The sequence below is a fragment of the Alteromonas gracilis genome (assembly GCF_002993325.1).
In the GTDB taxonomy this organism is placed as follows: Bacteria; Pseudomonadota; Gammaproteobacteria; order Enterobacterales; family Alteromonadaceae; genus Alteromonas; species Alteromonas gracilis.
The window spans coordinates 112,009-124,367 of sequence record NZ_PVNO01000002.1 but is presented as its reverse complement, the minus strand read 5'-3'; the positions used below and the strand labels follow the sequence as shown (position 1 = coordinate 124,367).

The following is a 12,359-nucleotide window of genomic DNA, read 5'->3' as shown; positions in this document are numbered from 1 at the left end:
CCCACCAAAAGGGATAAGAGAAAAACGTGAATTGTTCTTGTTACCATAGGAATGCTCTATATCAGCGTAATAAAAATTACAGGTTTTTTATTGCGTTTGTATCTGGTTATACTCTCGCCAACATGCATTTGATCAAATAAGACCAGGTTCTTAACGTGCTATCGCTTAACGCTTTCAAAACATCCCTTAACCTTCCCTCTCCTTTGATATCTTTTTCTCCCGATTGGGAAGGTGCGGAAAAGGTATCGCTATATGTGAAGAGAGACGACGCGATACACCCGATAATTTCAGGTAACAAGTGGCGAAAATTAAGCCATTCGCTAACGCATCCATTACCCAAAACAATCATAAGTTTCGGCGGTGGCTTTTCTAACCATCTTCACGCTCTGGGCTTTATCTGTTTTAAACTTGGCATTCCTTTGACTGCCATTATTCGTGGAAATTATTCTGCTAATCCTTCGCCAATGATTGAAGATCTCATTCAGTGGGAAACAACAATCGAATACGTCGATAGAAAAACGTACCAAAGACGTAATGAGTACGAATATCTAAATAAACTTCAAACCAAATATCCTGACGCCCTCATTATTCCCGAAGGAGGAAGTCAGGCTCGGGCACTTTCAGGTCTTCAAGACATGATGGATGAAATCGACCTTGAATTTGATGTTATGGTCGCGCCAGTCGCTAGCGGTGCCACATTAGCTGGAATTATCGCAGCGCTAGATAAATTAGATAAACACATTCCTAAAGCCCGTCAAGGTATCCTCACGCCCGTACGCAAGGCTATAGGAATAGGCGTACTCAAAGGTGAAGGATACCTGGAGGAATTGGTAGAACAGTTCCTGCCTGACTCGCTTAAGACTGAAAGTGTCGGTGAAATTGAAACGAAACAAAACGCTTCAAAAACGCTTACTCAGCCTGCTCAGCAGATCTGGCATATTGTCCACAACTATCACTGGGGCGGATATGCTAAAGCGCCATCTGAACTTGTGGCATTTTGCGATGATTTTAATAAAACAATGCCTTTTGAAATAGAGCCCGTGTATTCGGGAAAAGCCTTCTGGGCGGTTAAAGATATGCTGGCTCAAGGTAAGTTCAAAAATGGGGCACGGATTGTTATCTTGCACACAGGCGGTTTGCAGGGTGCAAGATAAATTTTTCATTTGAACTATCGAGCTAATCCGCAACAGGATAGCCAAACAGTCTCTTTAGCTTTGCTTTTACTCCATTTGCCTGTTGAAGCTGTTCACGCAGCACACCTATTTGACTGAAATTAGCGCTAATAGGGTTATCCTTGGGCATTTTTCCTACAATGCCGTACTTTATCGTTATTGTTTTATCTTCTTCAGCATAGGTACCGAATAACCTATCCCAGATAATGAGCACACCACCGTAATTTTTATCGATGTAAGGCTTGTTTGTCGCGTGATGAATACGGTGATGAGTAGGCGTATTAAATACATATTCAACCCAGCCCAAGTTTCCAACGGTTTGCGTATGAACAAAGAATTGATAGGCCAAGTTTATTGCTACAATTGCAAATACCAGGCTTGGTGAGAACCCCACTACAATCATTGGTACCCAGAACAACCACATGCCCACGAATGGATATAAAACGCTTTGTCGAAAGGCCGTAGTGAAATTCATTTTTGTAGAGCTGTGATGCACCACGTGTGCCAGCCAAAACCAGTGAATATTGTGTGAAGCGCGATGAAACCAATAATACAAAAAATCCTGAAGTACAAAGCCGGCAATGAGAGAAATAGCAGTTAGCTCAATCTCAAACAGCGAATATTGGTGAAGCCAAATGAATGCAGGCATGAGAAGAAGCAGTACCAATGCATCGGTTCCTTGGTGGAGCAAGGCTAACAGTGCATTGTTCACGCTGTCTTTAACGTTATAAAACTGCCGTGCTTTTTTGTATTCAATTAAAACACAAAGAAGAAAAACTGGGCTTAAGCCAAGTAGTATAAGTTCAACAGGGATCAAAACGGGCTCCTAACTTATTCAAACACTGCTCAACATCGTTTTGTAAAAGGCGTTCCAGCAACCAAGCGGGTAAATACCAAGGTGCACAGCAAGTAATGCGATAAGAAACTTGAGTATGGTTTTCATGAGCCGTAAACGTTATAACCCCGGTATGTTGTTTAACGGGAAAATCACCAACTACGGTATATTCAATGTATTGGTCGTCTGCGTGAACAATTTGCTCTTTAAAGCATACACCTAAAATAGTTACCGCCCTTACGCAGCCTTTGCCACCGCTAACCTCATTATCATCTTCCGGCTGAACAACCTTGAACGACGCATTGAAAAAGTCGCTTAGATTTTGATGGTCAAGTAAGGTATCGCGAAGTGCCCGCGGCGTTGTTGCGATATTCTTCTGATAATAAACGTTAACCATGTCTTACTTACCTTGTATAAACAATAAATAGCATAATTTGACATTTGCTACCTATCTTGCGCTAATACGTCAGTATTTTTGTTATTTTGCGACAAATAAGATGCCATCTGTATCGTCAGCCTATCAACAAAGCGTTGTGAGTTTCTTGGTTAGTCTAGGAATTGACTCCAAAGAGATACCCGTCCCCCTGCGCCCTGATCCTTTAACTTGCAGCAGGGTGTTGATGGAAGATTACATAAAGCTACTCAACAAAGGGGCAGAATTAACCGGTGATCCGTTGTTCGGCTTCGCACTAGGTAAACATATTCAGGCCAAAGATTATGGTGTGCTGGGGTACTTAGTTGAAAGTTGCGAGAACCTCGAACAAGCTATTCAAGCATTAACGCGCTTCGATGCATTAGTGGCAGATATCGGCACTACGACCGTGCTTTATGAGATTGATGACACGCGCATACAATGGACGCCGCAATGCATCGACTGCAAACAGATGGTGCTGCGCAATACCACGGCTTGGGTTGCAACGGTATACAAAATTTTAGGCCCATCCTGCAAACTTACTGCGATAACCTTCACCTTCTCATTGAACCAATCAGAGCAAGAAATACTGCAGGAATGGTTTGGCTGTAAGGTAACGGGTAATGCTGATTCCAACTCTATTATTTTCCCTAGACACCTACTCCACGTTCCTTTTACAAGCGAAAACAAAGCGATGTTTAATGCGCTTGTAGAAGTAACCGAAAAAGAACTTCTGAGTCAAAACAAAAGCGCGGCTTCCCAATATATAAAAAATAAGCATGAAGAAATAAAACATAAAGCAATTGCACTTTTGAAGGCTAATCCAACACTTAAAAACTGCGATCAGCAGCGTATTGCTAATGCTCTTTTTATCAGTTCCAGGACCCTGCAGAGGAAACTTAAGCTCAGTGGAACAAGTTTTCAGCAAATATTGAATGATGAGCGAAAAGCACGCGTGGATAAACTATTAATAAACCACACGATTGCCGACACCGCAGACTTGCTTGGCTTTCACGAGCAATCTTCCTTTACTCATGCCTTCAAAAAGTGGTTTTCGACCACGCCGATGAAATATAAAAAGCATCTAACAGCTAAAGAATGATGGAGACAGTTCTACAGAAGGACAATGTTGGACAAGGTTCACTAGTGAAGATTAACCTACCTTCCACACATTAATTTTTCTGTCTCTTTGTCGATTATTAAACTATTGTGACGTTGAAAGCGTAGGTATTAACGCGTGTCTAGCAACGCTAACTCACAGGAGATAAGCTATGATCGACCGTCCAGTTTCATTGCCAACGCCGTTGAACATTCTGGTTTCTAAGTCACTGCAGTTATGTGAGTATATGTTACCCGTTTGTGATGTATTTTATCCTTTTGCGGCCATTTATGAGAAAGGTCGAATTGGCTGTATTTTCAATGATGAGGACCGGGGTAAAAAGCGCGAATCTCAACTCATTGAACAGTTGCAGTGGCGAATTATTGATACGACCACGGATACGGACAGTTACAGCGTTTTGGTCTATGCCGCGACCGTAAACACACAAAATAGCAAAACGTTAGATGCCATTGCAATTGCAACCGCCACACCCGACCATGAAGAACGTCTTATCCTCTATCCTTACTACAAGGTAGACGGTAGAGTCGCTATATCACCACCTATCGATGCCGTTACACGTTAAAAAAGCGACTTTAATTCGCATTGTTTTTACGGTCTGCCTTGTGTAAGCCTATACAAGGCTTCACATCGGTGAAACATTTTTATGTAATACAACACATAGGACGAGGTGGCGAAGTGAAAATTCTGATTTGAAAGGGAGTTTTCTTTCGCTGTCTACTACCTTTCATATTGTTTGTTACGATTAAAATTTTTTGTACTGTCACGGGCTGTCTTTGCTTGCCAAATCCGGTTGGTCTGCTAGCATTCAGCCCAAAATTCATTAGCAAAATTAGGGATTAGTTATTATGTCTCGCGTTTTAATTATTGGTGCTGGCGGTGTTGCGTCGGTAACTGTGAAAAAATGTGCACGTTTACCGCAACATTTCGACGAAATTTACTTAGCAAGCCGCACGGTATCTAAGTGTGAAGCGCTACAGCAAGAAGTTGGTGCAGATCGCGTTAAAGGTGTTTTCGCTGTTGACGCAGATAACGCAAAAGAAGTTGAAGCGCTTATCAACGAAGTAAAACCAGACCTAGTAATCAACCTAGCGTTACCATATCAAGACCTTCCAATCATGGACGCATGTCTTGCAACTAACACTGATTACCTAGACACTGCCAACTACGAGCCAAAAGACGAAGCAAAATTCGAATACTCGTGGCAGTGGGCTTACCAAGATAAGTTTAAAGACGCGGGCATCATGGCTCTGCTTGGCAGTGGTTTCGATCCTGGCGTTACTAACGTTTACACGGCATACGCGGCGAAGCATTACTTCGACGAAATTCACTACCTTGATATCGTTGACTGTAATGGCGGCGATCATGGTCAAGCTTTCGCGACCAACTTTAACCCTGAAATCAACATTCGTGAAATCACTCAGCGCGGACGTTTCTGGGAAGACGGCGAGTGGAAAGAAACCGACCCACTTAGTGTACGTGAAGACCTAGACTACCAAAACATCGGTGTTCGTGCGTCTTACCTAATGTTCCACGAAGAGTTGGAGTCTATTGTTAAGCACTTCCCAACCCTTAAACGTGCGCGCTTCTGGATGACTTTCGGCGATGCTTACTTAAACCACCTGCGTGTACTTGAAGGGATTGGTATGACTAGCATTGAGCCAGTTGAATTCCAAGGTCAGAAGATTGTACCTCTAGAGTTCTTAAAGGCAGTGCTACCTAACCCAGGCTCACTTGCTGAAGGTTACAGCGGTATGACGTGCATTGGTACCTACATCACAGGTATTAAAGATGGCAAAGAAAAAACTATCTTTATCTACAACAACTGTGACCACGCTAAATGTAACGAAGAAGTAGGCGCCCAAGCGGTATCTTACACCACAGGTGTTCCGGCCATGATTGGTGCGGCGCTTATGCTTAACGGCACGTGGAAAGAAGCAGGTGTATGGAACATGGAACAATTCGATCCAGATCCATTCATGGATATGCTTAACGAGCACGGTCTGCCATGGCACGTACTTGAATGTGAAAGTAGCCCTTTCACGAAGTAATCAAACATGTGGGCGCTTTTTCTAAGCGCCTTTTTTAATTGAAGCCTCGGTTATTCTCCCTACTCATCTTAACTTTGAGCTATGAGTACATGTGTAATACAGTAGGACTTTCTCGGATCTTAGAAGCAGTTATATTTTTGGAGCTCTACCCCATTGGCTGATTTAACCCAACGCACTGATATTCCTTCTCCTTGCTATGTATTGGAAGAAGCAAAACTAATACGAAACCTTGAGCTAATGAAACGAGTTCAAGACGAGTCTGGCGCGCGAATTATTCTTGCACTTAAAGGCTTTTCGATGTGGTCTTGCTTTGACATTATCAAACAGTATTTGCACGGCGCGACGGCAAGTTCGGTTTGGGAAGCAAAACTCGCGGCTGAAATGGGTAAAGAGGTTCATGCTTATTCTCCAGCGTACAAAGCCAATGACGCAAAAGAACTGGCGGGCTTGGTTAATCACCTGTCTTTTAATAGCTTGTCTCAGTGGAATACGCATAAAGACGCACTAGCAAATGTGTCTTTAGGCCTTCGCATCAACCCTGAACACCAGGAAGCAGACACGCCATTGTACGACCCTGCAGCGCCGGGATCACGTTTAGGTATTCGCGCGAGTGAACTTGAAGGCGTGGACTTGTCGGGCATTGAAGGTTTTCACTGCCACAACCTGTGTGAATGCGACTCTTTTGCCACGGCACGCACCCTTGAAGCCATAGAGAAACGCTTTGGTAAATGGTTAGGCCAGTTAAAGTGGTTAAATTTAGGCGGCGGGCATCTTATGACTCGCGAAGGTTATGATGTTGAGCATCTCATCAAAACCTTAAAAGACTTCAAGGCTCGCTACCCTCATTTAGATGTTATCCTTGAGCCAGGTTCGGCCGTTGCGTGGCAAACTGGCCCGCTCATTTGTGAAGTGGTTGATATGGTCGAAAATGAAGGTGATATTGCTATTTTAGACATTTCAGCAACAGCACACATGCCAGACGTGCTAGAAATGCCTTACCGCCCTACAATTTTGGGAGCCGCTATGCCAGATGAAAAAGCACACAACGTGAAGCTAGGGGGCAATTCGTGTCTTGCTGGTGACGTTATTGATACTTATTCATTCGACGTTAAGCTCAAGGCAGGTGATAGATTACAATTTGAAGATATGATGCACTATACCATGGTGAAAACTACGTTCTTTAACGGCGTAGAGCACCCTGCTATTGGCATCCTGCGTTCTAACGGCGACTTTGAGCTGGTTCGCGAATTCAGCTACGAAGACTTTAAAGGCCGTTTGTCTTAGGATTAGAGTCTTATATTAAAGTATATATAAAAGCAAATTGACCAATATTTGATCAATTTGCTTGTTCCCCATCTTCGCAAATGCTATTTTGACATTGTTGAGTAGTCAAAAGGGAATTTCGACCTACTAGCCTTATCTAGGGTGAGTCTAAAACCTCCGCCGTCTTTTGTTCAGCACCGAATTCAGGTGTTGTACCAAGTCATCAAAAATTGCCTGTCTCGGTTATATCTTATCTTTATCAGAGGAATTGATTGTGAAGAAGAATAATCTAGGCTCAAACTGTACCGATCAAGTACACACATTTGCCAAACCCATCATCTCTGCGCTCAGCGCGGTGTTTTTAACCACGGCTTGTATGTCTACCACACCATCGATGGGAGGAGGCAGTTCTGGCGCGGTAAGTGGTGGTGCCGGTGGTGCTAGTGCTTCGAACAATAATGCACAGCTAGAAAGCTGTGACGAAACACTTGGCACTTTGAGTGTGTTTGAAGACACCAGCTTACCCTGGTGGTCAGAGTATCGCAGGACCTATCCAAAGCTCGGCAGTACTATTCCTGTTATCAGGCTTATGATCCAACAGTCTAACTGCTTTGTGATTGTGGAGCGCGGCCGTGCAATGAACGCAATGAATACTGAACGCCAGCTTATGCAAACAGGACAACTTCGATCGGGCTCTAATATAGGTGGCGGGCAAATGGTAGCAGCTGATTATACGCTAAGCCCATCGGTTCTGTTTGCTGAAAAAACACAAGGCGGTAAAGCCATAGCAGGTGCCCTTTTTGGCACATTAGGTTCTATTGTCGGGGGAGGTTTTAGTAAGAATGAAGCGGCCACCTCTTTACTGCTCATCGATAATCGTTCCGGCGTGCAAGTTTCATCATCAACCGGTAGCGCAGCTAATCATGACTTTAGTTTATTTGGCGGTATGTTCGCGGGCCCCACAGCAGGAGGCGCTGGAGGCTTCTCTAAAACGCCTGAAGGAAAAATGTTGGTAACCGCATTTGCCGACTCTTACAACCAAATGGTTGTGGCGCTTCGTTCATATAAAGCCCAAGAAGTGGAAGGAGGCCTAGGCAAAGGTGGAAGATTAACCGTGGGCGGAGCCGATGACCCAATGCCTGATGCCACCGACGCACCAGCGATAACTACCTCAACAACAACTACTGCCGTTTACGTAGACAATACCCCATCAAGAGTCACAGTATCTGATCGCCGCTCTTATAACTTTGACGTAGAAGAATATGATGAAAAAGCTTTCAACAAGTACTATGACTGGCTAAAAACTTATGGGCCGATGATGACCGCCTTTGTATCCTTTGACCCTGAAAACCAAAACCCAAATTGGCCAGGTGGCATGTCTATGGCAACGGCTGCGACCATGCTTTTAACTCAGCTAGATTCTCACCGTATTGAACTAGAAGCATGGCCATATGAAGCCAGAGTTCAAGCTTGGAGAAAAATGGGAAGAAGATTAGAAAGCCACACTGAACTTTTTGAACGAAACCGAGCATTAGCACTTCGAAATGAAAAGCTCGACGATGACGTGCGCCACGTTATTGAGAGCATACAAGTAGTAACGAAAGAAAGTCTGTTTCCAGAAGGTATTTGACAGTTTTTTATCAAAAAAAAGCCGCGAAAGCTCGCGGCTTTAATAATTATTATCACCTCATTTTTTGAAGTCGAAACCTAAACTACCCCGCTTCCCGACGCAATTTCAGATTTATCTATCTCGCCTTCAGCTAACACCTCATCATCAAATTCAATTTTAAACGTTGTACCTGCCTTTCCTTGCAGGCTATAGCGAAAGCCGTACATTTCACCTTCATTTAACGATACCTCAGTGGAGGTATTAGGGTGAATAAGATCGTAAACGCCAGAGTCGTTCGCTTGAGAAAATATATCTACCAACCATTTGCCTTCCGACATGGTGATCTTTAGTGTCTTAGTCATCTGCGCCTCCTTTAGCATTTTGCCCTTCGAGCACTTAGGGCAAAAATTGAATCTATTACTTTGTATTCAACAGAGACGCTTAAGATCAATCTTGCTGGTGACTAATACCAGTCCGCATAGATAATTACGCTTTTGCATCGAGTCCGGCTTGATAAAGCGCATTCTTTTTCAAGTCGTAATGACTGGCGACTACAGCTGCTGCCATCTTCAAAGGCATATGCTCACAAAGCGTGTTTAATAGCGACATCGCTTCACTTGGAATGGCCTGCTCACTTATTTGAGCGGGGCCGATCATGACGACAAACTCACCTTTTTGATGAGCGGGCTCAGCATTTAAATAATCAAGTACATTCTGTGCGCTACCACTCACGTAAGTTTCAAAGGCTTTAGTAAGCTCTTTTGCTACAACTATTTGACGCTCTCCCAGTACGCGCTGGATATCGGTAACCGTATCTAAAATTCGGCGTGGAGCCTCGTAGTAAACAGTGGTGAAAGTTCTGTCTAAAAGAGAAGACAGCACACCTTCTCTCGCTTGTGTCTTAACTGGCAAGAAACCTTCGAAGATAAATTTGTCGGTAGGAAGCCCCGACGCGCTTAACGCCGTTATGGCAGCACATGGGCCAGGTAACGCACTAACAGGAATGCCCTGCTCTCGGCATTTGCGTACTAACACAAAGCCGGGATCGCTGATAAGCGGCGTACCGGCATCACTAATTAGCGCTACCGACTCTCCGCCTTTCAACCGCTCACAAAGCATAGCCGTTCGCTTATCTTCATTGTGCTCATGTAGCGAAAGTGTTTTAGTACCAATGCTAAAGTGCTGTAAAAGACGGGCACTATGGCGGGTGTCTTCAGCCGCAATCCAGTTAACCTCACTCAGAATGCGAATGGCTCTGGCGCTTATGTCATCTAAATTACCGATAGGCGTTGGAACAATATATAGGGTTGCGGTGTCTGTCATAGCAGTGGTGTAGTCTTTCGTTAGATATAAAGATAATGCGATAAGTGTAACACGCCATTAGTCCAGATTATGCTGGCAAGCGTAGATTTTCACAGTGGTTAAGATAAACTTGACCTATCACGATGTAAAAGGAATGAAACTGTGCGTCATATCGGACAAGCTGGAAAAATGTTTACGCTGTCAGCCGTTGCTTCTGTACTGTTGCTAGCAGGCTGTGGAAGCACGCCTAAATCTCAATCTAAACCTGTGGAAGTGAAGCCTTCACCTATTGAAACTACACAAGTTGACGATAATGTAACGCCAGAACATAAGCTACTTGAAGCTAAAAGAGTGTGGGCCCGTACACGTGACAAAAATCAGCGCGATACCTTGTTGCTCGAAGCTGCTGACTTATACCTCCAGAACCAACAGCCTGTTCTCGCACAACAAGTTCTTTTTGAAGTTAAAGAAGACGGCATTTCAAGTGCAAACCAGTCTTATTATTCGTTGCTAATAACTAAAGCTTATACAGATTTGCCCGGTGCAGCCCCAGAAGAATTGCTGGCCATGCTTGACAACGTAATCGAAACTGACGAAACGGCCTACCAAAAAGCGGAACTTCAAACAAAGCTTTACTCTCAGCAAGGAAACCTGGCGGCAGCGGCAAATAGTGTATTAAAAACGCGTTTGTCAGACGAGCAAAAAGTAGAACAGGTATGGAAATGGATTACTTCTTTGCCGAAAGAATCGCTAAATGCTATTGGGGAAGAATATCCAGCACTAGCTCCATTTCTTACATTGCGAGAACTCACCGAACAATACGCGTCATCACCCATCAAACTTGCCAATAATTTGCAGCAGTTCACGCAGGTGTATCGCGGTCACGTACTTGAAAACGCGTTGCCGGAAGACGTTGTTAAAGCCTCTAAGCTGACCGACGCGGGAGCTAATGATATTGCAGTGCTGCTGCCACTTTCTGGAAGGTTAGCGCGTTCCGGGCAAGTAGTAAAAGACGGCATTATGGCAGCGTATTATACCGATGTGGAAAAACGCCAAGATGAACACCTTTTACCGCGCTTGCGATTTATTAATACCAACGGCGCAGACAGCCAAGAATTGATTACCGAGATTGGCGACACTAGATTTATAATAGGTCCTTTGTTAAAGGAAACCATTGAAAGCTTAATACCTAATCTACCCATCGGGGTAAATGTATTGGCTCTTAACCGTCCCGACGAGTTGCCAGACAGTTCCCTTCGACAATCTACGTCTTATTCCATTGCTACTCAACGAGCAGACGTTGACAACGAAGCGAGTAATGTGGACTTGGCAGAGCCAAAGACACAAGATGAAATCGGGGCGTTAGATTTACCTGTTTCCCTGAATTATTATGGCCTTGCCCCAGAAGATGAGGCGAAGCAGCTTGCCGAACTCATTTTTAAGAAAGGCTATAGAGCGCCTATTGTAATTGCGGCGCAAAACAGCCTTTATCAACGAATGGACGACACGTTCAAAACCCACTGGAAAGCACTTAACAGCGCCGAAAACAAACAGCGCGCAAATATTACGTCGGTCACGTTCAACGACAGCAATTCGCTTCGCGAAGGTATCACTCAAGCGTTGGATGTTGCGCAAAGTAACGAACGTATCAACCAAATTGAGTATATGACCAACGATGAAGTGTACAACATGCCCCGCAGTAGACGGGACATTGATGCAATCGTTGCGTTCTCTTCACCACAAGACACCGAATTACTTAATCCTATTATTGAAGCGAGCCTAAACCCTTTCGATGGCAAGCAGGTACCCGTTTATGCCACCTCTCGCTCAATGGATTACGACAGTGGTAAAAACCAATGGCGCGATTTGCAAAACGTTCACTTTGTAGACATGCCATGGTTGATGCCGTCACATAAATGGCAACCTTTAGAACAAGAAGTGCAGCAAGCATGGGAAAATCAAAACACCATGCAGAAGCGGTTATTCGCGTTTGGCTTTGATGCCTATCAGCTTTTACCTCAATTAGGCATGCTTAATACGCTGAAATACCTTTCTCACGACGGACTGACGGGCAACTTATCGTTAAACCAACGAGGTGAAGTTGTACGCAAACAGCCGCAAGCCATTATACGCAACGAAAAAGTAAGAATGCTTTCGGAGTAAATACTATGTCAAAACTGCAAGGGAATGCAGGAGAGGATAAGGCTTGTAAATATTTGATAGAACAAGGCCTTGAACTTAGGTGTCGAAATTATCACACCAGACGGGGTGAGCTTGATCTTGTGATGCAAGATGGGAACACCATTGTATGTGTTGAGGTTAAATACCGAAAAAGAAACCAGTTCGGCAGTGCGCTGGAATTTGTTACTGCCAAAAAACTACAGAGAATTCAGGCTGCGTTTGAGTTCTATTTGTTAGATAATGGTCTTAATTCAGCGTCTACTCCCCTACGGATTGACGTTATTGCCATAGACGGGCATAACCTTCAATGGTTGAAAAACGTAGGCTAGAGATATTTCTTTGCGCATTGTTAAAAGAACAAAGCATACGATTTCGGTGAATTTAAGTATCAATTGTTACTCAAATTACCGAATTTTT

12 protein-coding genes are annotated in these 12,359 nt (G+C 43.9%); 8 read left to right on the top strand and 4 right to left on the bottom strand.

Features of this window, described 5'->3' with window-relative positions; translation table 11 throughout:
• The first annotated feature begins 155 nt into the window (after positions 1-155).
• On the top strand, positions 156-1,154 hold the full coding sequence (locus C6Y39_RS01295; RefSeq protein WP_105929523.1) for a 1-aminocyclopropane-1-carboxylate deaminase/D-cysteine desulfhydrase: 999 nt from the start codon (positions 156-158) through the stop codon (positions 1,152-1,154).
• Between the two features lie 22 nt (positions 1,155-1,176).
• Here the strand turns inward: C6Y39_RS01295 and C6Y39_RS01290 are convergent, their stop codons facing one another.
• Entirely contained in the window at positions 1,177-1,989 is an 813-nt protein-coding gene (locus C6Y39_RS01290; protein WP_105929522.1) for a sterol desaturase family protein, read from the bottom strand.
• Positions 1,976-2,404 (bottom strand): SRPBCC family protein, encoded by a 429-nt coding sequence (locus tag C6Y39_RS01285; protein WP_105929521.1) that lies wholly within the window; start codon positions 2,402-2,404, stop codon positions 1,976-1,978. Before C6Y39_RS01285 ends, C6Y39_RS01290 begins: the two co-directional genes overlap by 14 nt.
• Before the next feature lie 136 nt (positions 2,405-2,540).
• Here C6Y39_RS01285 and C6Y39_RS01280 point away from each other — a divergent pair, with 136 nt between their 5' ends.
• From C6Y39_RS01280 to C6Y39_RS18835, 5 genes are all read left to right on the top strand, one after another.
• On the top strand, positions 2,541-3,521 hold the full coding sequence (locus C6Y39_RS01280) for an AraC family transcriptional regulator (protein WP_105929660.1): 981 nt from the start codon (positions 2,541-2,543) through the stop codon (positions 3,519-3,521).
• Positions 3,522-3,690: 169 nt separating this feature from the next.
• Positions 3,691-4,101: a hypothetical protein gene (locus C6Y39_RS01275; protein ID WP_105929520.1), complete on the top strand. Its 411-nt coding sequence runs from the start codon at positions 3,691-3,693 to the stop codon at positions 4,099-4,101.
• Positions 4,102-4,384: 283 nt separating this feature from the next.
• Positions 4,385-5,587, top strand: a complete 1,203-nt coding sequence (locus tag C6Y39_RS01270; protein ID WP_105929519.1) for a saccharopine dehydrogenase family protein — start codon at positions 4,385-4,387, stop codon at positions 5,585-5,587.
• Between the two features lie 153 nt (positions 5,588-5,740).
• Positions 5,741-6,871, top strand: coding sequence for a carboxynorspermidine decarboxylase (nspC, locus tag C6Y39_RS01265; RefSeq protein ID WP_105929518.1), 1,131 nt, complete (start codon positions 5,741-5,743; stop codon positions 6,869-6,871).
• Positions 6,872-7,124: 253 nt separating this feature from the next.
• Positions 7,125-8,480 (top strand): CsgG/HfaB family protein, encoded by a 1,356-nt coding sequence (locus C6Y39_RS18835; protein WP_205664114.1) that lies wholly within the window; start codon positions 7,125-7,127, stop codon positions 8,478-8,480.
• Positions 8,481-8,557: 77 nt separating this feature from the next.
• Here the strand turns inward: C6Y39_RS18835 and C6Y39_RS01255 are convergent, their stop codons facing one another.
• Complete coding sequence (locus C6Y39_RS01255) at positions 8,558-8,821, bottom strand: hypothetical protein (protein ID WP_105929517.1); 264 nt, start codon at positions 8,819-8,821, stop codon at positions 8,558-8,560.
• Between the two features lie 124 nt (positions 8,822-8,945).
• On the bottom strand, positions 8,946-9,782 hold the full coding sequence (rsmI, locus tag C6Y39_RS01250) for a 16S rRNA (cytidine(1402)-2'-O)-methyltransferase (RefSeq protein WP_105929516.1): 837 nt from the start codon (positions 9,780-9,782) through the stop codon (positions 8,946-8,948).
• A gap of 141 nt (positions 9,783-9,923) precedes the next feature.
• On the opposite strand from rsmI, the gene C6Y39_RS01245 reads away from it, so the two are divergent.
• Positions 9,924-11,924 carry a penicillin-binding protein activator gene (locus C6Y39_RS01245; protein ID WP_105929515.1) on the top strand — a complete coding sequence of 667 codons (2,001 nt, stop codon included), beginning with the start codon at positions 9,924-9,926 and terminating at the stop codon, positions 11,922-11,924.
• Between the two features lie 5 nt (positions 11,925-11,929).
• The gene (locus C6Y39_RS01240) at positions 11,930-12,271 is read left to right on the top strand and encodes a YraN family protein (RefSeq protein WP_105929514.1); all 342 of its coding nucleotides are present in this window, start codon (positions 11,930-11,932) and stop codon (positions 12,269-12,271) included.
• Positions 12,272-12,359 lie beyond the last annotated feature (88 nt).

Bases quoted from the DNA above. Each gene is read 5' to 3' on its own strand.
- C6Y39_RS01285 (WP_105929521.1), bottom strand. From the start codon at position 2,404: ATGGTTAACGTTTATTATCAGAAGAATATCGCAACAACGCCGCGGGCA.
- C6Y39_RS01275 (WP_105929520.1), top strand. From the start codon at position 3,691: ATGATCGACCGTCCAGTTTCATTGCCAACGCCGTTGAACATTCTGGTT.
- C6Y39_RS01270 (WP_105929519.1), top strand. From the start codon at position 4,385: ATGTCTCGCGTTTTAATTATTGGTGCTGGCGGTGTTGCGTCGGTAACT.
- C6Y39_RS01255 (WP_105929517.1), bottom strand. From the start codon at position 8,821: ATGACTAAGACACTAAAGATCACCATGTCGGAAGGCAAATGGTTGGTA.
- rsmI (WP_105929516.1), bottom strand. From the start codon at position 9,782: ATGACAGACACCGCAACCCTATATATTGTTCCAACGCCTATCGGTAAT.
- C6Y39_RS01240 (WP_105929514.1), top strand. From the start codon at position 11,930: ATGTCAAAACTGCAAGGGAATGCAGGAGAGGATAAGGCTTGTAAATAT.